The sequence below is a fragment of the Microbacterium sp. NPDC056044 genome, assembly GCF_042267145.1.
Taxonomy (GTDB): Bacteria; Actinomycetota; Actinomycetes; order Actinomycetales; family Microbacteriaceae; genus Microbacterium.
Genome location: NZ_JBHJWZ010000005.1, coordinates 57,443 through 80,711, shown reverse-complemented (window position 1 = coordinate 80,711; position 23,269 = coordinate 57,443). Strand labels below are relative to the sequence as shown.

Sequence of the window (23,269 nt, the reverse complement as noted above, 5' to 3'; positions counted from 1 at the left end):
TCCCAGCCGCGGCCACATCGGCCGCAGACGACGTTCGAGGCACCGTTCGCCGCACGCGCCCGAGCCCGGCGAGTGGCACCTACTGCACGGTGATCTCGACGCCCTGGCCGACGTCCACGATCACCCCGACGAACGACGGCAGCATGCTCGCGAGCTCGTCGCGCAGGTCCTCGACCGACGGCGTCTGACCGTCATCGGTCGTGATGGCGACGGTGGCGGTCGCCCCCGACCAGTCCACGCCGTACACCCGGGCGCCGTCGTCTGCGCTGAGCCAGTCGGTCACGGAGTCCTGGATCGCCACCGACCAGCGCGCGAGCGCCAACGACACCGCGGAGTTCACCGCCAACGGGATCGCGATGACGACCGCCAGCAGGGTGACGATGACGTAGGCGCGGCGCCGGTTCGCCACGGGCGACGACCCAGGGTCGCGCGCATAGCCGGCGAGCGTGAAGACGATGCTGCCGGCGATGACGAGGGCGACGACGTTCGAGAGGAACAGCCACAGCGCACCGAGCGCGTCGGCCCAGAGCCCTTGCCCCGCGCAGACCCCGACGACGCCCAGCGGCGGCACGAGCGAGATCGCGATCGCGACGCCGGGGAGGATCGCGCTCAGGTCCCGGCGGCACATCGCGAAGCCGCCCGCGAACCCTGTGGCGAGCGCCGCGACCAGGTCCATGAAACTCGGCGAAGTGCGCCCGAGAACCTGCGAATTCGTCTCGAGGCTCTCGGGCGTCGCGACGAACAGCGAGAACGCCAGGCCCAGCACGATCACGATGACGAGCCCGAGCACCACCCACATGATCGACCGCACGACCAGGCTGAGGTGACCCGTCACGATGCCCAGCCCGATGCCGAGGATCGGAGTGCCGAGGGGTGCGATGATCATCGCGCCGATGACGGTCGCGGTGGAGTCGGTCAGCACGCCGGCGATCGCGATGATGCCGGCCAGGGTCAGCATGATGAGGAATCCGCTGCGTTTGCCGGCGCGGTCGCCGGATCCGAGGTCGAGCGCCTCGGTCACCTCCGCCGCGGTCTGCCGCTGAGTCGGCGGGATGAGCGCCTGGAGCATCTCCGAGAGCGTCGCCATGCGCACATCATCGCGTAAGAATGGCGTGGTGGCCCCCTTCGATCCGAGCGAGATCCTGACCGACGAGCTGCTGGAGCGTTTCCGCGCGAGGGCAGCCGTGCACGATCGCGAGAACACGTTCCCCGACGACGACCTCGCGGACCTGAAGGATGCCGGGTACCTCGCGATCCTCGTGCCCGAAGAGCTCGGCGGCTCCGGGTTGGGGCTGGCAGAGGCATCCGTCCTCCAGCAGCGGCTCGCGGGGGCCGCCCCGGCGACGGCTCTCGCGATCAACATGCACCTGGTGTGGACGGGCGTCGCGAAGGTGCTCGCCGACCGCGGCATCGACGCGCTGCGGTTCGTGCAGGAGGGGGCGGCCGCCGGCGAGGTGTTCGCGTTCGGGATCAGCGAGGCGGGGAACGACCTCGTGCTGTTCGGGAGCGGGACGGATGCTGCGCCCCTCCCCGACGGCGGGTACTCGTTCACCGGCACCAAGATCTTCACGTCGCTCGCTCCGGTGTGGACGCAGCTGGGCCTGCACGGGCTCGACACCTCTTCGGAGGACGCCCCGCGCATGGTCTACGCGTTCGTGCCGCGCTCGGAGGTGCAGGCGGGCCGCGTCGTCGTGCGCGACGACTGGGACACGCTGGGCATGCGCGGCACGCAGTCCCGCACGACGGTGCTGCGCGACGCGGTGGCGCCGGCCGACCGCATCGTGCGGCGGCTCGCCCCCGGCCCGAACCCCGACCCGCTGGTGTTCGGCATCTTCAGCGTGTTCGAGATCCTGCTGGCCTCGGTGTACACCGGCATCGCGCGGCGCGCGCTCGACCTCGCAGCCGGCGCCGCGGCCGCGCGCACGTCGAAGCGCACGGGCAAGGCGCACAGCCAGGATCCCGACATCCGCTGGCGCATCGCCGGCATGGCGCTCGCCTACGACGCGCTGCCGCCGCAGATCGACGCGCTCGCCCGCGACGTCGACGGCCTCGTCGATCACGGGTCGCGGTGGTTCTCGCTGCTCGCGGGCGTCAAGCACCGCGCGGTGACGGCCGCGAAGCAGATCGTCGACGAGGCCGTGCTCGTCGCGGGCGGGTCCTCGTACTTCTCGGCGAACGAGCTCAGCCGTCTCTACCGCGACGTGCTGGCAGGGCTCTTCCATCCCTCCGACCCCGAATCCGCGCATTCCACGGTCGCGACCGCGTGGCTCGGGCCGCTCGAGGACTGACGCATGTCGCCGACCCCGACGCACCTCCTGAGCCCTGCCGACCAGGAGCGCCGCCGCGCGCTGCGCACCATGAAGGGCGTCGCTCTCGGTGCGCTGATCTTCATGGCCGTGCTGTTCGCCTTCTCGTTCGCGTTCCAGCAGGAGATCCCCGCGCTCGCCTACGTCCGTGCGGCGGCCGAGGGCGGCATGGTCGGCGCGCTCGCCGACTGGTTCGCGGTGACGGCGCTGTTCCGGCATCCGCTCGGCATCCCGATCCCGCACACTGCGATCATCCCGAGCCGCAAGGACGAGATCGGCCGCACGCTCGGCGAGTTCGTCGAGACCGAGTTCCTCCGCGCCGACGTGGTGCGCACCAAGCTCGACCAGACCGCGATCGCCCGGCGTCTCGGCGAATGGCTGAGCGCGCCCGAGCATGCCGAGCGGGTCGCGGCCGAGGCATCCGTCATGGCGGGAAGCGTGCTGCGCGCGCTCAGCGACGACGACGTGAAGGACGTCATCGAGGAACTCGCCCGTGAGCACCTCATCGCGCCGGAGTGGGGGCCGCCGCTCGGCGAGTGGCTGGAGCGCATCATCGCCGCCGGAGCCCACCACGGCGCGGTCGATCTCGCGGCCGACACGGTGGCCGCGTGGCTCGCCGCCAACAAGGTCGCGTTCACGGGCGTCGTCTCGCGCCGGCTGCCCGGCTGGGTGCCCTCGGTCGCGCACCGGTTCGTCGACGACACCGTCTACAACGAGGCGGTCAAGTTCGTCGCGGCGGTGCAGGCCGATCCGCAGCATCCCGCCCGCGTCGCGATCGACGGCTACCTCGGCCGCCTCGCCGGCAACCTGCAGCACGACCCCGCGACGATCGGGCGCTTCGAAGACGCCAAGCTCGCGGTGTTCGACAGCCCCCGCGTGCGCGAGCTCGCCGGCGAAGCCTGGACGACCGCGAAGGCGGGGCTCCTGCGCTCCCTCGCCGACCCCGAGAGCGGCCTGCGCCGTCGGGGCGTCGAGGCGCTCGTCGAGATCGGCGAGCGATTGACGACGGATGCTGCGCTCCAGCGCCGCGTCGACACCTGGGTCACCGATGCCGCCGTGTTCCTCGTCGACCGCTACCGCCACGACATCGCGTCGATCATCACCGACACGGTGGAGCGGTGGGACCCCGCAGAGACCACCGAGAAGATCGAGCTCATGGTCGGCCGCGACCTGCAGTACATCCGCCTGAACGGCACGATCGTCGGCGCCCTGGCCGGCCTCGCGATCTTCTCGGTCGCCCACGCGTTCCTCGGCTGACGCGGCGCGGGCGCGCAGTGTTAAGAGTGCGTGAAGTCCCCGCCGTTCGGCGGGCACGAGGGTCTAGCCTGGGGCCGTGTCCGCGGATGAGCCCACCGAGTACCTCTTCAGCTACGGCACGCTGCAGAATGCGGACGTGCAGCTCGACACGTTCGGCCGCCTGGTCGAGGGCGAGCCCGACGCCCTGCCCGGGTACACCGTCGACTACGCGGAGATCCCCGACACTCGGGTGGTCGACCTGTCGGGCCTCTCCGTGCACCCGGTCGTGCGCGAGACCGGCAACCCGCTCGACAAGGTCGTCGGCCGGACGCTGCTGCTCAGTGAAGACGAACTCGACGCGGCCGACGAGTACGAGGCGGCGCTGTACCGACGCTGCGCGGTGGTGCTCGCGAGCGGTCGCTCCGCGTGGGTCTACGTCGCGGCCTGACGCGCCCGGTAGCGTCGAGACGTGACGCTTTCCCATGATCCGCTGTGGCCCCGCGCGGGCGCATGGCCCCCTCTCGAAGACGGCGGATGGGATGCTGCGATCCTCGGTGTCCCCGCATTCCGCACGTCCCTGTCCCCCACCGGCGCTCATGCCACCCCCGCCGCGATCCGCGAAGCCCTGCGCCGCTACAGCCCGACGCTCCTCGGACCGCCGCCCGTGGACCTGGACGACGTGCTGCGCATCGCCGATGCGGGCGACATCGACGAGCCCGACGGGCCGGCGGGCGAGGCATCCGTCCGCTCCACGGTCGCGGAGCTGCGCGAACGCGCGGATCTCGTCGTCGCGCTGGGCGGCGACAACTCGGTGACGTATGCGGTTGCGCAGGGCGCGGGCGCGGCGGGGCTCATCACGATCGACGCGCACTTCGACCTGCGCGACGGCGTCTCGAACGGGTCGCCGGTGCGCCGCCTCGTCGAAGACGGCCTCGACGGGCGGCGGATCGTGCAGCTCGGCATCGCCGACTTCGCCAACTCCGTCGCGTACGCCCGGCGTGCGGCCGAGTACGGCATCACCGTGGTGACGATGGACGACCTGCGCCGCCGCGGCGCTGCCGACGTCGCCGCCGAGGCGCTCGAGATCGCCGGGGCCGGCGGCCGCGCGGTGCATCTCGACGTCGACGTCGACGTGTGCGACCGCTCCGTCGCGCCGGGGTGTCCGGCATCCGTTCCCGGGGGCCTCGCCGCGTGGGAGCTGCGCGCTCTCGTGCGTGCTCTCGCCGCCGACCCCCGCGTGCGCAGCGCCGACATCGCCGAGGTGGATGCCACGGCGGATGCCCCGGACGGGCGGACCGTCCGCCTCGCGGCGCTGTGCGTGCTCGAACTCCTCGCCGCCAAGGCCTCAGGAAAGGTGACCTCATGATCCGTCTCGCCCTGGTGCGGCACGCCAAGTCCGACTGGGGCAACCCGGGCCTGGACGACCACGACCGTCCGCTCAACGACCGCGGCATGCGCGACGCACCCCGCATGGCGGCGCGGCTCGCGGCCACCGGGTTCCGGCCCGACGTGATCCTGTCGAGCACCGCCGTGCGGGCGCGCACCACGGCCGAGGCCTTCGCGGCCGAGCTCGGCGTGGCCGTCTCGCTCGACCCCGAGCTGTACGGCGCGCCCGCGAAGACGCTGCTCGCGGCGGCCGCGGCCACACGCGCCGCGACGGTCATGGTGGTGGCGCACGACCCCGGCATGAGCGCGCTCGCGGCGAGCCTGTCGGGCGACGACATCGACCACATGCCGACGTGCGCCGTCGCGACGTTCCTCTGGGCGCAGGACGACTGGGACGTCGCCAGCGCCGTCGACCCCGACAACTGGACGCTCGACGTGCCCCGCTGACCCCCGCCTGTCGGCCTGCACGTGACGCGGGCCGGCACCGTCTCGAGTGAAATCTGGTTCTACATCGTTGTACTCGTGGTCTACATCGTTATAGATTGCGAGCGACGGTCTGACGGCTCGGCGTCGAGGCGCAGCATCCGTCGTCCCGTCCACTGTCGAACTGGAGACTCCATGACGCGCCGCGTACGTCCTCGCACCGCGCTCGCCCTGACCACTGCCGGACTGCTCGTCGCGGGCGCGCTCAGCGCGAGCCCCGCCTGGGCCAAGCCCGATCCCGTCCCACCCGCCCCGGTGTTCGACGACGTCACGGTGCATGATCCGTCGATCGTCACGTCCGGCGACGACATCTGGGTGTTCGGATCTCACGGGGCGTCGGCGCACACGACCGATCTCATGTCGTGGCAGCAGAACACGATCGATCTGTCGCAGAACCCCGACAACGCGCTGTTCGACGACATCTACACCGAGCTCGCCGAGACGTTCGAATGGGCGCAGACCTCGACCCTGTGGGCCGCGGACGTCATCCAGCTGCCCGACGGCCGCTACGCCATGTACTACAACGCGTGCGAGGGGGCGTCGCCGCGGTCGGCGCTCGGACTCGCGACCTCCGAGACCGTCGACGGTCCGTACGAGAACCAGGGCATCCTGCTCAAGAGCGGCATGCAGGGCGAGTCCGAGAACCCGGGCGAGACCTACGACGCGCGCCGTCACCCCAACACCGTCGACCCCGATGCGTTCTACGACGCCGACGGCAGGCTGTGGATGGTCTACGGCTCGTACTCGGGCGGCATCTACCTGCTGGAGATGGATGCTGCGACTGGCGCGCCGCTGCCGGGCCAGGGGTACGGCACGCACCTCGTCGGCGGCAACCACAGCCGCATCGAGGCGCCGACGATCCAGTACGACGCCGACACCGGCTACTACTACCTCTATCTGTCGTTCGGCGGCCTCGGCGTGACCGGCGGGTACGACGTGCGCGTCGCCCGCTCGAAGTCTGTGGCGGGCCCGTACCTCGATGCGCAGGGCAACGACATGCGCGACGTGAAGGCCGACCCGTCGCTGCCCCTGTTCGACGACGTGTCGATCCAGCCGTTCGGCGTCAAGCTCATGGGCGGGCACCTCTTCGGGCGCGAGCTCGGAGACCCGGGCACCGGCGCCGGAACCGGCTACGTCTCCCCCGGCCACACGTCGTGGTACCGGGACCCCGGCACCGGGCGCATGTTCATGGTCTTCCACGCCCGCTTCCCCGGCACCGGCGAGCTGCACGAGGTACGGGTGCACCAGATGTGGATGAACGCGGACGGCTGGCCGTTGGTGTCGCCCATGCGATACGCGGGCGAGACGGCGGGCAAGGTGAAGCGCGACGACGTCGTCGGCACGTGGCAGCTGGTCGACATGGGCAAGGACATCACGGCGACGGCGGCCGAGGCATCCGACGCGTCCTTCGGCAAGACCGGTCGCGTCAGCGGCGCCGTCGACGGCGGCTGGAAGCTCACCGGGCAGCACACCGCGACCCTCACGATCGACGGCGTGGTCTACAAGGGCGTGTTCGCGCCGGTGTGGGATCCCGACCGCGAGGCGTGGTCGACCGGCTTCACCGCGGTGTCAGCGGCCGGCGTCACGCTGTGGGGACGCCGGTCCGTGGAGCTCACCGGCGGCGCGGCGGTCGAAGCGGTCGCCGCCGACCTGTCGCTCGGCGACACCTCGGGCGTCACGGTCGACCTCGACCTGCCGACGTCGGGCACGGGCGGCACGACGATCGCGTGGGCGACCTCCGACGCGGCCGTCGTCGCCGCCGACGGCACCGTGACGCGTCCCGGCATCGGCGAGCCCGACGCCCGCGCGACGCTCACCGCCACGATCCGCAACGGCGGGGCCGAGGCATCCGTCTCGTTCGAGGTCGTCGTGCTCGCACGCACACCCGGCGTGCTCGCGGGCGCGTGGGCGTTCGACGGCACGCTGGCCGATGCTGCGGGCGCCTTCACCGACGCCGCACCGACCGGCGCCCGCATCGACGCCCCCGCGGCCGCTGCCGCGGCGTTCGTCACGGACGGCGTCGAGGGCGGTGCGCTGCACCTCGACGGCACCGGCGGCGTGCGGCTGCCCGACGGACTGGTGCAGGGCTCGTCGTACTCGTTGAGCATGTGGCTGCGGCCCGAGGCGCTCACGTCGTACACGACCGCGTTCTTCGCCGCGGCGAACCCGAACTCGTGGGTGAGCCTCGTGCCGCGCGGACACGACGGCGTCGGCGGCTCGACCATGCTGTGGTCGGGCGCGCAGTGGTACGACGCCGGCACAGGGCGGAGCCTGCTCGTCGGCGAGTGGTCGCACGTCGCGTTCGTCGTCGACGGCGGCGCGGCATCCGTGTACATCGACGGCGAGCTGCGCTTCCAGGGCACCGGCTTCCCCGACTTGCTCTCGGGACCGGGCAACGTCTTCGCCCTCGGCGTCAACTGGTGGGACACGCCCTTCCGGGGCGACGTCGACGAGCTGACCGTGTGGCGCTCGGCGCTCGCGCCGGCCGACGTCGCGGAGCTCGCCGCACGCTGACGCGGGACGCGACAACGAGCCGCCCGGCCTTGCGCCGGGCGGCTCCTGTCATGCGCGGGTGACGCCGCCGACCCACACGGTGTGCACGAGCGGCACGCCGGGCCGATACGCGAGGTGCACGCGCGTCGGTGCGTCGAGCATCACGAGGTCGGCGCGCATGCCCGGAGCGAGCGCGCCGACGTCGTCGCGGCGCAGCGCCTGCGCGCCGCCGGCGGTCGCCGCCCACACCGCCTCGGCGGGCGTCACGCCCATCTCGCGCACGGCGAGCGCGACCACCAGCGGCATCGAGCTCGTGAAGCTCGACCCCGGGTTGCAGTCGCTCGCGAGCGCGACGGTGACGCCGGCATCGAGCAGCCGCCGCGCGTCGGGGTACGGCTGGCGGGTCGAGAACTCGACGCCCGGCAGCAGCGTCGCGACCGTGCGCGACCCGGCGAGCGCGGCGACATCGTCGTCGGAGAGATACGTGCAGTGGTCGACGGATGCTGCGCCCAGCTCCACAGCGATATGCACACCGTCGCCCGGCCCGAGCTGGTTGCCGTGCACGCGCGGCTCCAGGCCCTGCGCGACGCCGGCGGCGAGGATGCGCCGCGACTCCTCGGGCGTGAAGGCCCCCCGCTCGCAGAAAACGTCGATCCACCGGCTGTGCGGCGCGCAGGCGTGGAGCATCTCGTCGCACACGAGATCGACGTAGTCGCCCCGCCGCTCCGCGTACTCGGCGGGCACGACGTGCGCGCCGAGGAAGGTGACCTCGGGCGTCACCTCGGCCGCGAGCCGCGCGAGCCGCTCCTCGTCGGCGACGGTGAGCCCGTAGCCCGTCTTGACCTCGAACGTCGTCGTCCCCTGCGCGTGGAGCTCGGCCACGAAGCCCGCGAGACGAGCCCGCAGCTCGTCGTCGCTCGCGGCACGGGTCGCCGCGACGGTACGCCGTATGCCCCCTGCGGCATACGGCGTACCGGTCATGCGCGCCTCGAACTCGTCGGCCCGGTCGCCCCCGAACACGAGGTGCGTGTGGCTGTCGACGAACCCCGGGATGACCGCACGCCCCCCGGCGTCGACGACCTCGACCCGGCCCCCGCCCGCGTCGCGCTCGACCCCCTGGCCGCGCTCGCCCCTTCCGTCGCGCTCGCCCCCGCCGTCGCGCTCGACCCCCTCCTCCCGCGAGAGAACACCTGGTGGACGAGATGCGGGTTGGTTCCCTACCTCTCGTCCATCAGAAGTACTCTCGCGGTCGTTGGCGTGCGCGGTCGAGCGGGCTGCGGGCGCGGCGGCGCGAGCGGCGGCGGGCGCGGCGGCGGCGGGGCCGACCCAGGCGATGCGGTCCCCCACGACGAGCACGGCGGCGTCGTGCAGCGTGCCCAGAGCATCGCCGTCGCGCGCGACGTTGGTGGTCAGTTCGCCGATGTTCGTGATGAGCGTCGTGGTCACGGCATCCGTCCGTCAGTCGTCGAGCATGGGCACGTTCAGGCCGCGCTCGCGCGCGACCTCCTTCGCGCGGTCGTACCCGGCGTCGACGTGGCGCATCACGCCGGTGCCGGGGTCGTTTGTGAGAACGCGCTCGAGCTTCTCGGCCGCCAGCGGCGTGCCGTCGGCGACCGTGACCTGACCGGCATGGATGCTGCGGCCGATGCCGACGCCGCCGCCGTGGTGGATCGAGACCCAGGCCGCACCCGACGCGGTGTTGAGCAGCGCGTTGAGGAGCGGCCAGTCGGCGATCGCGTCGGAGCCGTCGGCCATCGACTCGGTCTCGCGGTAGGGCGAGGCGACCGATCCGGCGTCGAGGTGGTCGCGGCCGATCACGATCGGGCCCGACAGCTCGCCCGAGGCGACCATCTCGTTGAACTTCAGTCCGGCGAGGTGTCGCTCCTGGTAGCCGAGCCAGCAGATGCGGGCCGGCAGTCCCTCGAAGTGCACCGCGTCCCCGGCCTTGTCGAGCCAGCGCACGAGCCCCGCGTTGTCGGGGAACAGCGCCTTGACGGCCTCGTCGGTCTTGCGGATGTCGTCGGGGTCGCCCGAGAGCGCGACCCAGCGGAACGGTCCGCGGCCCTCGGCGAACTGCGGACGGATGTACGCCGGCACGAAGCCGGGGAACGCGAACGCCCGGTCGAAGCCGCCGAGCTGCGCCTCGGCGCGGATCGAGTTGCCGTAGTCGAAGACCTCGGCCCCGGCGTCCTGGAATCCCACCATCGCCGCGACGTGCTTGGCCATCGATCCGCGAGCGCGGGCGGTGAACGCTTCGGCATCGCGGGCCGCCTCGGCCTTCCAGTCCTCGAACGCGATGCCCACCGGCAGGTACGCCAGCGGGTCGTGCGCGCTGGTCTGATCCGTGACGATGTCGACCGCGACCTCGCCGGCCCGGTGGCGCAGCAGTACGTCGCCGAAGACCTCGGCGGCGTTGCCGACGACGCCGACCGACAGCGCCTCGCCGGCCTCCTTCGCCGCGACGACCCGCGCGAGGGCCGCATCGAGGTCGGTCGTGTACTCGTCCAGGTAGCCGTGCTCGACGCGGCGGGCGAGCCGCGACTCGTCCACGTCGACGATGAGCACCGCTCCCCCGTTGAGGGTCACGGCGAGGGGCTGCGCGCCGCCCATGCCCCCGGCGCCCCCGGTGAGCGTGAGGGTTCCGGCGAGGCTCGCGGTCGCAGCATCCGTCCCGCTCTTCTCGGCGAGGGAGCGCGCCACCGCGGCGAACGTCTCGTACGTGCCCTGGAGGATGCCCTGCGTGCCGATGTAGATCCACGACCCCGCGGTCATCTGCCCGTACATCGTGAGGCCGAGCTCTTCGAGGCGGCGGAACTCGGGCCACGTCGCCCAGTCCCCCACGAGGTTCGAGTTGGCGATGAGCACGCGCGGCGCCCACTCGTGCGTGCGGAAGACCCCGACCGGCTTGCCGGACTGCACGAGCAGCGTCTCGTCGGGCTCGAGCTCGTCGAGGGTGCGGACGATGGCGTCGAACGCCTCCCACGACCGAGCCGCTCGCCCGGTGCCGCCGTAGACGACGAGGTCTTCAGGGTGCTCGGCGACCTCGGGGTCGAGGTTGTTCATGAGCATGCGCTTGGCGGCTTCGGCGCCCCAGCTCTTGGCGGTGCGCTCGGGGCCGCGCGGGGCGCGCACGGCGTGCTCGCCGAGCCCGCGGGCGGCCGGCGCGGTCGTCGAGCTTGTCGGAACGGACATCGTCACTCCTTCGTGGTGGTCTGGTAGGCGGCCGCCGCGACGGCGCCGGACTGCACGAGCGCGGTCACGGCCTCCATCTCGGGCGACAGGTGGCGGTCGGGGCCGGGGCCGCCGGCGACGGTGCGCACGAGGTCGCGCACGGCGCCGGTGGCGGCAGCCGGTTCGAGCGGAGCGCGCAGGTCGAGGGCGCGCGCGGCGGTGAGCACCTCGATCGCGAGCACGCGCGCGAGCCCGTCGATCGCGCGGCGGAGCTTGCGTGCGGCGGCCCACCCCATCGACACGTGATCCTCCTGCATCGCCGACGACGGGATCGAGTCGACGGATGCCGGGACCGCGAGCCGCTTCAGCTCCGAGACGATCCCGGCGGCGGCGTACTGAGCGATCATGAAGCCCGAGTCGACGCCGACCTCGTCGGCGAGGAACGGCGGCAGGCCGTTGCTGCGGGCGCGGTCGAGGGCGCGGTCGGTGCGCCGCTCCGAGATCGAGGCGACGTCGGCCACCGCGATCGCGAGGAAGTCCAGCACGTACGCGACCGGTGCGCCGTGGAAGTTGCCGTTCGACTCGACGCGCCCGTCGTCCGTGATCACCGGGTTGTCCACGGCTGCGGCGAGCTCGCGCGAGGCGATGAGCAGCGCGTGGTCGGCGGTGTCGCGCGCGGCCCCGTGCACCTGCGGCGAGCAGCGCAGCGAGTACGCGTCCTGCACGCGGGTGCACACCGCGGGATCGCGGTGCGATGCCATGATGCCCGAGCCCGCGAGCACGGCCCGCAGGTTCGCGGCCGACACCGCCTGCCCCACTTGCGGCCTGAGCGCCTGCAGGTCGGCGGCGAACACCGCGTCGGTGCCGAGCTGCGACTCCACCGACATGCCCGCGGCGACGTCCGCCGTGTCGAGCAGCATCGAGAGATCGTGGAGCGCGAGCAGCAGCATCCCGAGCATGCCGTCGGTGCCGTTGATGAGCGCGAGTCCCTCCTTCTCTCGCAGGACGAGAGAGGGAATGGATGCTGCGGCCAGCGCCTCCGCCGCGTCGGCCTCTTCGCCGGTCGCGGTGCGCACGCGCCCCTCGCCCATCGCGGCGAGCGCGACGTGCGACAGCGGCGCGAGGTCTCCGGAGCAGCCGAGCGAGCCGTACTCGCGCACGATCGGGGTGATGCCGGCGTCGAGCATCGCGGCGTAGGTCTCGACCACGACGGGACGGACGCCGGTGTGGCCGGTCGCGAGGGTCTGAAGGCGCAGCAGCATGAGCGCGCGCACCACCTCCCGCTCGACCTCCGCACCGGTGCCGGCGGCGTGCGAACGGATGAGGCTGGCCTGCAGCTGAAGGCGGCGCTCGGGGGCGATGAACGTGGTGGCGAGGGCGCCGAACCCGGTCGAGATGCCGTAGTGCGGCTCGGGGTCGTCGGCGAGGCCCTCGACGAGGGCGCGGGTCGCCGCGACGCGGGCGAGCGCCTCGGGGGCGAGCTCGACGAGGGCGCCGTGTCGGGCGACGGCGACGACCTCGTCGGGACGCAGCGGCGCCGCGCCGACGGTGACGACGGCGAGGTCGCTGGCGGGAGTGTGCGTGACGATGGTCATGGTCCGATTCCACACCTCGGCCTTGGTACGCGACAGCGGGTCGTGGGATCCTCTGTCTGTGATCCCAGACAGCGAGACACGACCTCAGGTGCCGGCCGCCGACCAGACGCTGCGGATCCTGTCGTACCTCGCGCGACAGCGCGGGCCGGTCCCCGCGCGCACGATCGCGACAGCGCTGGGCATCCCCCGTTCCACCGTGTACCACCTGCTCGCGGCGCTGCAGGAGCACCAGTTCGTCGTGCACCTGCCCGAGGATCGCCGCTGGGGGCTCGGCATCGCCGCGTTCGAGCTCGCCGGCGGCTACTCCCGCCAGGAACCCCTGGCGCGACTGGGCCGTCCCGTGCTCGCCGACCTCGTAGACCGCGCCGGCGAGAGCGCGCACCTCGCCGTCATGCACGGGCGCGACGTGCTGTACATCGTGGAGGAGCGCGCGCCGCGCCGGCCCGCGCTGGTGACGGACGTCGGCGTCCGCCTGCCGTCGCATCTCACCGCGACGGGCCGGGCGATGCTCGCGGCGCTTCCGCGCGAGCAGGTGCGGGCGCTGTTCCCGGATGCCGCGGCCTTCGCCGATCGCACCGGCCGGGGTCCGCGGCGACCCGGCGAGCTGCGCGAGACGCTCCGCGGCGTGCGGGAGCGGGGGTGGGCCTCCGAGGACGGCGAGGTCACCCTCGGGCTGGGGTCGGTCGGCGTCGCGGTGCTCGACCACGTCGGCTGGCCGATCGCCGCGATCGCGGTGACCTTCCCGACGGACGGCGCGCGCGAGGCCGGCGACTTCGCGGAGCTCGTCGCCCCCGTGGCGGCCGAGCTCGGCCGGCGCATCGGCGGCGCGCGTCCGACCACGTCGAAACTCTGAAAGGCTCTTGCAGATTTTTCCGACTCGATCTAATCTGAAACCGTCTTTCAGATTGGATGATCATGGCCGCACCCGAGATCCGACGCACGCTCAGCGACCCCGCGGCACTCGAGGCGCTCGCCCACCCGGTGCGCCTCGACCTGCTCAGCTTCCTCATGTCGCACGGCGCCGCCACCGCGTCAGAGTGCGCGCGGGCGGTCGACGACAACCCGTCCAACTGCAGCTATCACCTGCGGGTGCTCGCCAAGCACGGGCTCGTCGAGCCGGTCGCGTCCGCCGACGGCCGGGAACGACCGTGGCAGGCGACGATCACCGGCCTGAGTCTCGACCTCGACTCCGAGGACCCGTCGGTGGCGGCGAGCGCGACCGCGATGCTCGAGGCATCTCTCCAGCTCGACTACCAGTTGGCGCGCGAGCACGTGCGGCGCCGCGACCGTATCGAGGGCGAGTGGCGCGACGTCGACGCCCACGCCCAGTACGGCCTGCGCGTGACGCCCGCCGAGCTGCGGTCACTCGTGGAGCGCATCGACGCGATCGTCCGGCCGTACATCGCCGCGACCCGCGCAGACGCGCCCGACGACGCAGCGGTCGCCAGCCTCTCCCTGCTGGCGTTTCCGCGACCCACATTCGGGGAGGAGCCGCGATGACCTCGCGCAGCGCCTTCGCGATCCCCGCCTTCCGGCGGCTGTGGACGGCCGGGCTCATCTCGGACACCGGCGACTGGCTCCTCTTCATCGCCCTGCCGCTCGTCGTGTTCCAGCTCACCGGCTCGGCCCTGGGCGCGTCGATCGCGTTCCTGCTCGAACTCATCCCCGCCGTGGTGCTCGCGCCTCTCGCGGCCCGGCTCGTCGGACGATTCGACCGGCGCTGGATCATGGTCGCGGTCAACGTCGGGCAGGCGCTGGCGCTGCTGCCGCTCTTGTGGGTCGACGACCTGGGCGACCTCCCGCTGGCGTACGCGGTGATCTTCGTGCACGCCTCGCTCAGCACGCTGTTCGAGCCGGCGAAGAACACCCTCCTTCCCGAGCTCGTCGACACCACCCGCCTGGTCTCGGCCAATGCCCTGATCGGCCTCAACCAGAATCTGGGGCGCCTCATCGGCGGCCCGCTGGGCGGCGTGCTCCTCGCCGTCGGCGACCTCCGGCTGATCGTCGCGGTCGACGTACTGACCTATGTCGCCTCGGCCGTCCTCATCGCGACGCTGCCCGCCGTCGCCGCACCGACCGACGCGCACTCCCCCGACGAGGGAGCCGCCCGCAGGCCTACCGGGCTCCTCGCCGCTTTCCGCATCCCCCGGCTGAGGGGCGCGTTCGCTGTGATCTTCGTGTCGAGCGTCGCGCAGGGCATGTTCCTCGTCCTCTTCGTGCTCTTCGCGCTCGGCCTGCGCGGATCGGACGCCGACGTCGGCCTTCTGCGCGGCGTCCAGGCGATCGGCGCGATCATCGCGGGCGTCGTGCTCGGTTTCCTCGTGCGCGGGTCGTCGCCGCGGGGGCTCACGGCGCTGAGCCTGTTCGCGTTCGGCGCGCTCTCGCTCGTGACGTGGAACCTTCCCGCGCTGACCACCGACATCTGGCCCTATGTCGCGCTGTTCGCCGCCGTCGGCGCACCGGGCGTGATCATGATCGCGGGGCTCATGAGCGTGCTGCAGGAGCACTCCGCCCCGTGGCAGCGTGGTGCCGTGTTCGCCGCGGTCGGGCTCGTGAGCGCACTCGGGCAGGCGGCCGGCATCCTCCTCGGCGCCCTCTCCGACGGTCCGATCGGCCTGCTTCCTCTCCTCGAGCTGCAGGGATGCCTCTACCTGCTGAGCGGAGTCATCGCCCTGCTCTGGCTCCCCCGCCCACCGCGCGCAGGGAAGACCCGCCGCCTCGCGGAGACGGCCACGCACGCAAGCTGAAGCATCGGCGATCGCGCCGCAGCATCTGTCGGCACGATATCGCCGGCCTACGTCGGCTGCTCGCGCGTGCGCACGACCAGTTCGGGCTCGATCAGACGGTGCCAGTCCCCGTCGTACGTGTCGGCGTCGGCGACCAGAAGGTCGAGCACCGCCTCGGCGACGCGCTCGGGGCGCTGCTCGACGCTCGACAGGTCGAGGGCCTGCGCGACCGGGGTGTTGTCGAATCCCACGACGTGCATGTCGGCCCAGCCGCTGTGGGAGGCGGCAAGGTGGGCACCGACCGCCAGGGTGTCGCTCGCGCACACGATGGCGTCGACCGGACCCGCGGCGAGCTCCTGCTCGACCACCGCTCGCGCGGCCGGCACGGTGTCGACCGCGGTCCAGCGCAGAGGTGCGGGCGAGTCGATCCCGATCCCGACGGCCTCGCGCCAGCCCCGCTCGCGATCGTCCCCGGTGCCCGAGCCGCGAGGCCAGCCAAGGAACGCCACGCGCGAACCGTTCGCCATCGCGTGGACGGTGGCGGCCCGCGTGCCGGCCGCACCGTCGACGTCCACCCATGGTCGCTCGGGATTGCCCATCGCCACGCCCGCGCCGGGTTCGCCCCAGGGGCGGCCGAAGGCGACGAACGGGATGCCGTGCTCGGCGAGCCAGTCCGCCCGAGGATCGCCGGCATACGTGCCCGTCAGCACGATCCGGTCGATCTCTCCCCCTTCGCGCAGCTGCCGAACGCGCCGCAGCTCCTCTTCAGCGTCGTTCGCCGCGTACACGAGGATGCGGAGGCCGCGGGGTGTCGCGCGATCGGTCAGCGCATGGATGAACCGGTCGAGCACGATCCCGGAGATTCCCCCCGCGTACGGATCGAGGTGGATGCCGATCGTCGCGCTGCGCTGCGTGCGGAGTCGTCGCGCGGCCATCGACGGCGCGTAGCCGAGCTGCGTGATCGCGGCGCGGACCCGGTCCCGGGTGGCCTCTCTGACGATCTCCGGCGAGTTGAGCACGTTCGACACCGTCTGCCGCGAGACTCCCGCCTCGCGCGCGACGTCTTCGACCGTCGGCGACTTCGCCATGGGACCTCCCGACGCGGCACTTGAGCGTTCAAATCATTATCCTACGGGCCCGTCAAACGGGTTGACAGTCGGTCCCGGCCCGCTCTACGTTGACCGTTGACGGTGGACTTTGATCGTTCAAATTGATCGACCGCACACGAAGTCGTCCTTCGCCGGCCGTCACGCCTGACTCATCAAAGGAGAGAGACATGACACGGCACATCCCCCGCGCCGGCCTGGCGGCCGGAGCACTCCTCGTCACCGGGGCGCTGGCGCTCGCGGGCTGCGGTTCGGGCTTCGACGACTCGGGAGACGCAGGCGGCGGCGCATCCGGCGGCGAGCTCACCAGCTCCGACGACGGGCTCACGATCCTCTTCGGCTCCAGCGGCGACGCCGAGACGGACGCCGTGAAGGAGGCCGCGGCGGCCTGGTCGGAGGAGTCGGGCGTCGACGTCGAGGTGAAGGTGGCCACCGACCAGGCGCAGGAGCTCTCGCAGGGTTTCGCGGCGGGTGACCCGCCGGACCTCTTCTACCTGGCGCCCGAGCTCTTGGCGGGCTACGCCGACAACGGCTCGCTCAAGGCGTACGGCGACGAGCTCGCGAACAAGGACGACTTCTATCCCGCGCTCGTCGACAACTTCACCTACGACGACCAGTTCTACTGCGCGCCGAAGGACTTCTCGACGCTCGCCCTGATCATCAACAAGGGACTGTGGGATGCCGCAGGCCTGACCGACGACGACATCCCCACGACGTGGGACGAACTGTCGACGGTCGCCCAGACGCTCACGAAGGACGGCGTCGTCGGTCTCAGCTTCGGCTGGGAGTGGCAGCGCATCGGAACCTTCATGGCACAGGCCGGCGGCGGTCTCATCAAGGACGGCGAGGTGATCGCGAACAGCCAGGAGAACGTCGACGCCCTCACGTACGTCAAGGACCAGATGGCGGCGGGATCGTTCGCGTATGCGCAGGACCTCGGCGCGGGCTGGGGCGGTGAGGCCTTCGGCAAGCAGCTGAGCGCCATGACGATCGAGGGCAACTGGATCACCGGTGCCATGACGAACGACTTCCCCGACGTCGACTACGTCGTCGCCGAGCTTCCGGAGGGGCCGGGCGGCAAGGGCACGCTGCAGTTCACGAACTGCTGGGGCATGGCCGCCGACAGCCCCAACCAGAAGGCCGCGCTCGACCTCGTCGAGTACATGACGAGCGCCGACCAGCAGCTGGCCTTCTCGAAGTCGTTCGGGCCGATGCCCTCGGCGAAGTCGGCCGCGGATCAGTGGACCAGCGACAACCCGGACCTCGCGGCCTTCCTCGCCGGCGCGGACTACGCACAGGGATTCCCGACGTACGACGGCAGCTCCGACGTGATCACGGACTTCAATGCCGAGCTCCAGGGTCTCAAGGACGGCGACCCGCAGCAGATCCTCGACACGGTCCAGTCGAACTTCGAGGCGATCGTCGGCTGAGGCGTCCCGATGACTGCCACCGTGTCAGCGCCTCGCCGCGCACGGAATGCCCGATCGGGCATCCGGCGCGGCGAGACGCTGGCGGGCTGGGTCTTCACCCTGCCCGTCCTGCTCATCCTGGGCGTCTTCCTTCTCGTGCCGGTGCTGATGGCCCTGTGGGTCAGCGTCTCGGACTGGAGCGGCCGCGGGAGCCCGTTCTCGGGCAACGTGGGCTTCGTCGGCCTCGAGAACTACGCGACCGTCGCGACCGGAGACGGCTTGGCCGCGCGCGACTTCGGGATCGCGATGCGCAACAACGCCTGGTACGTCGCGCTGGTCGTGCCGCTGCAGACGGCGCTGTCGCTGTTCCTCGCCCTGCTCGTCAACGGCGCCGTGCTCCGCGGTCGTGGGATCTTCCGCACCGCCTTCTACTTCCCGTCGGTGACGGCGACCGTGGCGATCACGGTGCTGTGGCTGTTCCTTTTCAACCCGCGGGGCGTGGTCAACGCGTTCCTCGCGGTGGTGGGCATCGACGGACCCAACTGGTTCGCCGATCCGCGCGGCATCTTCCACGTGCTGCTGTCGGGCCTCGGCGTCCGCGAGGGGCCCGCGGTGCTGACGGAGAACGGCTTCATCGCCGTGTCGTGGTGGAATTGGATGGCGGGCCCGTCCGTGGCGATGTCGGCGTACATCCTCATGGGGATCTTCACGACGAGCGGCACCTTCATGCTGCTGTTCCTCGCCGCGCTCCAGAACATCGGCCCCGAGATCCAGGAAGCGGCCATGGTCGACGGCGCTGACGCGTGGCAGCGGTTCTGGCGGGTGACACTGCCTCAGCTGCGCCCCGCGCTGTTCACCGTGCTGACCCTGGGCCTGATCGGCTGCTGGCAGGTGTTCGATCAGATCTACACCGGCACGCGAGGATCACCGGCCAAGACGACGCTGACGCCCGCTTACCTGTCGTATGACGCGAGCTTCCTCGACCAGGACTGGGGGCAGGGCGCGGCGATCGCCTTCATCCTGTTCGCGATCATCGTGCTGTTCACGCTGTTCCAGCGCTGGGTGCTCCGCGAGCGCCCGGTGTCCCGGCGCCGCGCCCGCCAGTACGAGCTGCCGACGCGACCGTCGACCGCGAGCCCTGCGACCGTCGCCGGCAACCAGGTGCCCGCTCCGCCGGACGCCCGCGAGGCATCCCGCGGCGAAGACCGTGACCGAGAGGACGGGGGCCCGCGATGACCGACACGAGCGTCGACAAGACGCCCAGGACCGCGCCGCAGCGACCGGCGGGTCAGGTGATGTCTCCACGCCGCCGACGTCGCACCTCGGGTCTCGGATGGCAGATCGCGCTGTACGTCGTGCTCATCGTGATCTCGCTGATCTACATCTATCCGTTCCTGGTCCAGCTGGGAACGTCGTTCAAGACGGATGCCGAAGCGGCCTCCAACCCGGTGTCGCTCATTCCGCAGGTGTGGTCGACGGCCGCCTACGAGCGACTGTTCCTTCGCAGCGACTTCCCGGTGTGGTTCCGCAACTCGGCGATCGTCACCATCAGCGTCACGGTCCTGCGCGTGTTCTTCGTGTCGCTCGCGGGCTACGCGCTGGCGCGCCTGAATTTCCGTGGACGGGGAGTCGTGTTCGCCGGCGTCATCGCCGTCATGGCTGTGCCGAGCGTCGTGCTGCTCATCCCCCGGTTCCTCGTGATCAACCAGCTCGGCATCTACGACTCGTACGCGGGCATGATCCTGCCGCTGCTCGTCGACGCCGCCGGCGTGTTCATCATGAAGAACTTCTTCGAGTCGATCCCCGTCTCGGTCGAGGAGCAGGCACGGATCGACGGTGCGGGCACCTTCCGCATCTTCTGGTCGGTCGTGCTCCCGATGGCGCGGCCGGCGCTGATCACGATCATCATCCTGTCGTTCCAGGGGTCGTGGAACGAGCTGTCGCACTTCATCGTCTCCACCCAATCCCCCGAGCTGACGACCCTCACGAAAGGTGTCGCCGGGCTCGCATCGGGGCAGCTGAGCCAGGGCACGCAGTACCCGCTCAAGCTGGCCGCCGCTCTCATCATGACGATCCCGGTCGCCCTTCTCTTCTTCATCTTCCAGCGGAGGATCATGAACGCGAGCCAAGGGGCGGTGAAGGAGTGAACGCGGGGCTTCAGCCGTTCCTGTCCGACGCGGTGGTGGCGCTGCGCGCGCCGACACAGGTCTGGTCGGGGCACGCCGGCGACCTGGGCGCACAGGCGATCGACGGCGTCTACCACGGCGACACACGCTTCGTCCGCGAGGCGGAGCTGACCTACACCGTCGGGGACGAGGCCTCCGTCCCCGAACCCATCTCGGTGGGCGAGATCTCGGCGTCGGCGGTGTCGTTCACGGCCCTCCTGCGCCGCATCGACGACGATTGGCCCGACCCGAAGGTGCGGCTCGAGCGCGTCCGCACCGTCGAGGCCGGGATGGTTCGCGAGCGGCTCAGAGTGCTCTCGCACCTGGCCGGCCCCGTGTCGACGACCCTCCGACTGCGACTCGTGCCCGACTTCGCCCCGCTCCAGGAGGTGAAAGCGGGCGCATCCGCCTCCCGCGCGTGGGAGAGCGACGCCGACGGGCGGACCGTCCGCCTCTCGAGTGACGGCAGGACCCTGGTGCTCGCGGCGCCCGACGCGCACGTGCGGACTGAGGACCAGTCCGTCGTCGTCGAGTGGTCGGTCGACTGCCCCGCACACGGGGAGTGGACGGCCGAGTGGACCCTGGAGCTCGACGACCCCGGCCTCGTCGTCGCCCGCGCCGCGGCGGAGCCGCGCCGGAACGCGGTGGACCTCCCCGCGGCGCACGACTCCCGGCTGGGCCGCTGGGTGGATCGCGCGCTCTCCGACCTCGACGCCCTGCGGCTCGTGCTCCCCGGTGCTCCCGACGACGAGTTCCTCGCGGCGGGCGCGCCGTGGTTCTTCACCCTGTTCGGACGCGACTCGCTGTGGGCCGCGCGCCTGCTGCTTCCTGTCGACCCGGGGATCGCGGCATCCACTCTCCGCGTGCTCGCGCGACTGCAAGGCACCAAGACCGACCCGGCGACGGCGGAGGAGCCCGGCAAGATCCTCCACGAACTGCGCGCCGGCGAACTCGCGATGCCCGGCGAAGGCATCCTTCTGCCACCGGTGTACTACGGCACCGTCGACGCCACCCCGCTGTGGGTGTGCCTGCTCGCCGAAGCGGCCGCGGCGGGGATGCCGGAGTCCGAGGTGCGGGCGCTCGTTCCCGCGCTGCGTTCCGCTCTCGGGTGGATCGTCACGTCGGCGGGCGACGACGGATTCCTCGACTACGTCGACGAGACCGGCCGCGGGCTGTCGAACCAGGGCTGGAAGGACTCCGGAGACTCGATCCAGTGGCGCGACGGCACACTGGCGCACGGGCCGATCGCCCTCTGCGAGGTGCAGGGCTACGCGTACGAGGCCGCCATCCGGGGCGCTGCGCTGCTGGAGTCGCTCGGCGAGGAGGGTGCCGCACCGCTCCGCGAGTGGGCCGCCGGGCTTCGCCGCCGGTTCGCCGACAGCTTCTGGGTGACGACGCCCGAGGGCCGCTACCCGGCGATCGCGCTCGATCGCGACGGTCGTCCGGTCGACACGCTCACCTCGAACATCGGCCATCTGCTCGGGACCGGCATCCTCGAGCCGGATCAGGCCCGGGAGATCGCGCGGCTCTTGACCGGCCGTTCGATGACCTCGGGATTCGGCCTGCGGACGATGTCGACGGACGCCGCCGGGTACTGGCCGCTGAGCTATCACGGTGGGAGCGTGTGGCCGCATGACACGGCGATCGCCGCCCGCGGCATGGCGCAGGAAGGGCTCCTCCACGAGGCGCTCGTCGTGGTCGACGGACTGCTCGCAGCCGCCGAGACCTTCGCCTTCCGCATGCCCGAGCTCTACTCGGGCGACGACCGCACGACGACCCCGGCTCCCGCGCCCTACCCGGCCGCGTGCCGCCCTCAGGCGTGGTCGGCTGCCGCCGCGATCGCGTGCCGCGAGATCGTCGGGATCTGACGGTCAGTCGACCTTCATGACGGTGCCGCCGGTGAGGCGCACGAGCTCGTCGTAGGTCATCGGGAAGACGGTGTGCGGCGTCCCGCCGGCGGCCCAGATCTCGGGGTAGCGGGCGAGATCCTGATCGACGACGGTGCGCAGTGGGGATGGATGCCCCGTGGGAGCGACTCCGCCGATGGCCTGGCCGGTGGCGTCCCTGACCTGCTCGGGTGTCGCGCGCTGGACCTCCCCGTGACCGAGGCGCTCGGCGAGCGCCGCCGTGTCGACGCGGTGCGCGCCGCTCGTCATCACGAGGAGCGGTGCGCCGTCGCTGAAGAACACCAGGCTGTTGGCGATCGCGCCCACCTCGACCCCGAGCGCCTGCGCGGCGAGGATCGCAGTGGACGCGGCATCCGGAAGCACCACGATGTCGCCCGGGATGCCGGCGGCGCGGATCGCGTCGTGGACGAGACGGCTGCGGGCGGGAAGCGAGGCGGGGATGGTCACCGGCTCAGCCTAACGACGGGGTCCGCGCGCCAGGATCTCGCCGTGCGGCATGAGCAGCCAGCCGTCGTCAGCGGCCGCCCACTCGCGCCAGCCGTCCGAGATGCGCTGCAGCAGCGCGTCATCGGCGCCGGTCGCGCGCGCCGAATCGGCGAACGCCGACTGCAGCACGCGGTCCGCCCACATCCCGCCCCACCACGCGCGGTCCGCGTCGTCTTCGAAGAGCCAGAGCGCCGCGGTGGCGCGAATGTCGGTGAGGCCCGCCTCCAGCGCCCACGCCTTCAGCCGCCGCCCGGCGGCGGGCTCGCCGGCGACGCTGCGGTGCGTCGCGAGGTACAGCGCCAGCCACTCGTCGAGCGCGGGGATGAGCGGGTACCAGATCACCCCTTCGTAGTCGACGTCGCGCGCAGCCACGAGGCCGTCGGGGCCGGCGACGCGTCCGAGCTCGCGCAGCATGTCGACCGGACGCTCCACGTGCTGCAGCACCTGGTGCGCGTGCACGACGTCGAAAGCGCCGTCGTCGTACGCCAGCGCGTACGCGTCGCCCACCTCGAACGAGAGGTTCGGCGCCGCGTGGTCGGCCGCGGCCTGCGCGACGACGTCGGCCGAGGCATCCGTCCCCACCACACGACCGGGAGCGACGCGCGCGGCGAGGTCCGCGGTGATCGTGCCGGGACCGCTGCCCACATCGAGGAGCGAGACGCCCGGCCGGAGGTGCGGCAGCAGGTACGCTGCGGAGTTCTCGGCGGTGCGCCAGCGGTGCGACCGCAGAACGCTCTCGTGGTGGCCGTGGGTGTAGGCGTCGGGCATTCGTCGATGCTACCGACGGTCACGCGCCGGAC

20 protein-coding genes are annotated in these 23,269 nt (G+C 71.8%); 13 read left to right on the top strand and 7 right to left on the bottom strand.

Going from position 1 to position 23,269, the window contains the following annotated elements:
• Positions 1–79 precede the first annotated feature (79 nt).
• The gene (locus ACFC1I_RS15270; protein ID WP_376011081.1) at positions 80–1,087 is read right to left on the bottom strand and encodes a TIGR00341 family protein; all 1,008 of its coding nucleotides are present in this window, start codon (positions 1,085–1,087) and stop codon (positions 80–82) included.
• Between ACFC1I_RS15270 and ACFC1I_RS15265 the strand changes: the two genes are divergently transcribed.
• The 6 genes from ACFC1I_RS15265 (at position 1,086) to ACFC1I_RS15240 (ending at position 7,925) form a co-directional block, all read left to right on the top strand.
• Entirely contained in the window at positions 1,086–2,288 is a 1,203-nt protein-coding gene (locus tag ACFC1I_RS15265; protein ID WP_376011078.1) for an acyl-CoA dehydrogenase family protein, read from the top strand. The genes ACFC1I_RS15270 and ACFC1I_RS15265 overlap by 2 nt on opposite strands.
• Positions 2,289–2,291: 3 nt before the next feature.
• Complete coding sequence (locus ACFC1I_RS15260; RefSeq protein WP_376011076.1) at positions 2,292–3,563, top strand: DUF445 domain-containing protein; 1,272 nt, start codon at positions 2,292–2,294, stop codon at positions 3,561–3,563.
• Positions 3,564–3,639: 76 nt separating this feature from the next.
• Positions 3,640–3,990 carry a gamma-glutamylcyclotransferase family protein gene (locus ACFC1I_RS15255; protein WP_376011073.1) on the top strand — a complete coding sequence of 117 codons (351 nt, stop codon included), beginning with the start codon at positions 3,640–3,642 and terminating at the stop codon, positions 3,988–3,990.
• Positions 3,991–4,011: 21 nt separating this feature from the next.
• Complete coding sequence (locus ACFC1I_RS15250) at positions 4,012–4,908, top strand: agmatinase family protein (RefSeq protein ID WP_376011070.1); 897 nt, start codon at positions 4,012–4,014, stop codon at positions 4,906–4,908.
• Positions 4,905–5,375 carry a histidine phosphatase family protein gene (locus ACFC1I_RS15245; protein WP_376011068.1) on the top strand — a complete coding sequence of 157 codons (471 nt, stop codon included), beginning with the start codon at positions 4,905–4,907 and terminating at the stop codon, positions 5,373–5,375. The genes ACFC1I_RS15250 and ACFC1I_RS15245 overlap by 4 nt, the downstream gene beginning before the upstream one ends.
• Before the next feature lie 171 nt (positions 5,376–5,546).
• On the top strand, positions 5,547–7,925 hold the full coding sequence (locus ACFC1I_RS15240) for a LamG-like jellyroll fold domain-containing protein (protein ID WP_376011065.1): 2,379 nt from the start codon (positions 5,547–5,549) through the stop codon (positions 7,923–7,925).
• A gap of 48 nt (positions 7,926–7,973) precedes the next feature.
• Here the strand turns inward: ACFC1I_RS15240 and hutI are convergent, their stop codons facing one another.
• From hutI to hutH, 3 genes are read right to left on the bottom strand one after another with little or no spacing between them, the layout of a single operon-like run.
• Entirely contained in the window at positions 7,974–9,350 is a 1,377-nt protein-coding gene (gene hutI, locus ACFC1I_RS15235) for an imidazolonepropionase (protein ID WP_376011062.1), read from the bottom strand.
• Positions 9,351–9,362: 12 nt separating this feature from the next.
• On the bottom strand, positions 9,363–11,096 hold the full coding sequence (gene hutU, locus ACFC1I_RS15230) for a urocanate hydratase (protein ID WP_376011060.1): 1,734 nt from the start codon (positions 11,094–11,096) through the stop codon (positions 9,363–9,365).
• A gap of 2 nt (positions 11,097–11,098) precedes the next feature.
• Positions 11,099–12,670 carry a histidine ammonia-lyase gene (gene hutH, locus ACFC1I_RS15225; protein ID WP_376011058.1) on the bottom strand — a complete coding sequence of 524 codons (1,572 nt, stop codon included), beginning with the start codon at positions 12,668–12,670 and terminating at the stop codon, positions 11,099–11,101.
• A gap of 52 nt (positions 12,671–12,722) precedes the next feature.
• On the opposite strand from hutH, the gene ACFC1I_RS15220 reads away from it, so the two are divergent.
• The 3 genes from ACFC1I_RS15220 to ACFC1I_RS15210 all read left to right on the top strand — a co-directional run bounded on the left by ACFC1I_RS15220 (position 12,723) and on the right by ACFC1I_RS15210 (position 15,417).
• Positions 12,723–13,523, top strand: coding sequence for an IclR family transcriptional regulator (locus ACFC1I_RS15220; protein WP_376012072.1), 801 nt, complete (start codon positions 12,723–12,725; stop codon positions 13,521–13,523).
• 62 nt (positions 13,524–13,585) lie between these two features.
• Entirely contained in the window at positions 13,586–14,170 is a 585-nt protein-coding gene (locus ACFC1I_RS15215) for a helix-turn-helix domain-containing protein (protein WP_376011055.1), read from the top strand.
• A complete protein-coding gene (locus ACFC1I_RS15210) occupies positions 14,167–15,417 on the top strand; it encodes an MFS transporter (protein ID WP_376011052.1) in 1,251 nt (416 codons plus the stop codon). Before ACFC1I_RS15215 ends, ACFC1I_RS15210 begins: the two co-directional genes overlap by 4 nt.
• A gap of 47 nt (positions 15,418–15,464) precedes the next feature.
• On the opposite strand, the gene ACFC1I_RS15205 is transcribed toward ACFC1I_RS15210, so the two are convergent.
• Entirely contained in the window at positions 15,465–16,484 is a 1,020-nt protein-coding gene (locus ACFC1I_RS15205) for a LacI family DNA-binding transcriptional regulator (RefSeq protein ID WP_376011050.1), read from the bottom strand.
• A 188-nt stretch (positions 16,485–16,672) separates the two neighbouring features.
• Between ACFC1I_RS15205 and ACFC1I_RS15200 the strand changes: the two genes are divergently transcribed.
• From ACFC1I_RS15200 to ACFC1I_RS15185, 4 genes are read left to right on the top strand one after another with little or no spacing between them, the layout of a single operon-like run.
• Positions 16,673–17,932 (top strand): extracellular solute-binding protein, encoded by a 1,260-nt coding sequence (locus ACFC1I_RS15200; protein ID WP_376011047.1) that lies wholly within the window; start codon positions 16,673–16,675, stop codon positions 17,930–17,932.
• A 9-nt stretch (positions 17,933–17,941) separates the two neighbouring features.
• The gene (locus ACFC1I_RS15195) at positions 17,942–19,147 is read left to right on the top strand and encodes a carbohydrate ABC transporter permease (RefSeq protein WP_376011044.1); all 1,206 of its coding nucleotides are present in this window, start codon (positions 17,942–17,944) and stop codon (positions 19,145–19,147) included.
• Between the two features lie 59 nt (positions 19,148–19,206).
• Positions 19,207–20,058 carry a carbohydrate ABC transporter permease gene (locus tag ACFC1I_RS15190; RefSeq protein ID WP_376012069.1) on the top strand — a complete coding sequence of 284 codons (852 nt, stop codon included), beginning with the start codon at positions 19,207–19,209 and terminating at the stop codon, positions 20,056–20,058.
• The gene (locus tag ACFC1I_RS15185) at positions 20,055–21,944 is read left to right on the top strand and encodes a glycogen debranching N-terminal domain-containing protein (RefSeq protein WP_376011041.1); all 1,890 of its coding nucleotides are present in this window, start codon (positions 20,055–20,057) and stop codon (positions 21,942–21,944) included. The genes ACFC1I_RS15190 and ACFC1I_RS15185 overlap by 4 nt, the downstream gene beginning before the upstream one ends.
• A 3-nt stretch (positions 21,945–21,947) precedes the next feature.
• On the opposite strand, the gene ACFC1I_RS15180 is transcribed toward ACFC1I_RS15185, so the two are convergent.
• Both ACFC1I_RS15180 and ACFC1I_RS15175 read right to left on the bottom strand, forming a co-directional pair.
• Positions 21,948–22,424 (bottom strand): YbaK/EbsC family protein, encoded by a 477-nt coding sequence (locus ACFC1I_RS15180; RefSeq protein WP_376012066.1) that lies wholly within the window; start codon positions 22,422–22,424, stop codon positions 21,948–21,950.
• Between the two features lie 15 nt (positions 22,425–22,439).
• Entirely contained in the window at positions 22,440–23,237 is a 798-nt protein-coding gene (locus ACFC1I_RS15175; protein WP_376011038.1) for a methyltransferase domain-containing protein, read from the bottom strand.
• Positions 23,238–23,269 lie beyond the last annotated feature (32 nt).

Coding starts and splice junctions, on each gene's coding strand:
- ACFC1I_RS15265 (WP_376011078.1), top strand. CDS start 1,086: ATGCGCACATCATCGCGTAAGAATGGCGTGGTGGCCCCCTTCGATCCG.
- ACFC1I_RS15270 (WP_376011081.1), bottom strand. CDS start 1,087: ATGGCGACGCTCTCGGAGATGCTCCAGGCGCTCATCCCGCCGACTCAG.
- ACFC1I_RS15260 (WP_376011076.1), top strand. CDS start 2,292: ATGTCGCCGACCCCGACGCACCTCCTGAGCCCTGCCGACCAGGAGCGC.
- ACFC1I_RS15245 (WP_376011068.1), top strand. CDS start 4,905: ATGATCCGTCTCGCCCTGGTGCGGCACGCCAAGTCCGACTGGGGCAAC.
- ACFC1I_RS15240 (WP_376011065.1), top strand. CDS start 5,547: ATGACGCGCCGCGTACGTCCTCGCACCGCGCTCGCCCTGACCACTGCC.
- hutU (WP_376011060.1), bottom strand. CDS start 11,096: ATGTCCGTTCCGACAAGCTCGACGACCGCGCCGGCCGCCCGCGGGCTC.
- hutH (WP_376011058.1), bottom strand. CDS start 12,670: ATGACCATCGTCACGCACACTCCCGCCAGCGACCTCGCCGTCGTCACC.
- ACFC1I_RS15215 (WP_376011055.1), top strand. CDS start 13,586: ATGGCCGCACCCGAGATCCGACGCACGCTCAGCGACCCCGCGGCACTC.
- ACFC1I_RS15210 (WP_376011052.1), top strand. CDS start 14,167: ATGACCTCGCGCAGCGCCTTCGCGATCCCCGCCTTCCGGCGGCTGTGG.
- ACFC1I_RS15205 (WP_376011050.1), bottom strand. CDS start 16,484: ATGGCGAAGTCGCCGACGGTCGAAGACGTCGCGCGCGAGGCGGGAGTC.
- ACFC1I_RS15200 (WP_376011047.1), top strand. CDS start 16,673: ATGACACGGCACATCCCCCGCGCCGGCCTGGCGGCCGGAGCACTCCTC.
- ACFC1I_RS15195 (WP_376011044.1), top strand. CDS start 17,942: ATGACTGCCACCGTGTCAGCGCCTCGCCGCGCACGGAATGCCCGATCG.
- ACFC1I_RS15190 (WP_376012069.1), top strand. CDS start 19,207: ATGTCTCCACGCCGCCGACGTCGCACCTCGGGTCTCGGATGGCAGATC.
- ACFC1I_RS15175 (WP_376011038.1), bottom strand. CDS start 23,237: ATGCCCGACGCCTACACCCACGGCCACCACGAGAGCGTTCTGCGGTCG.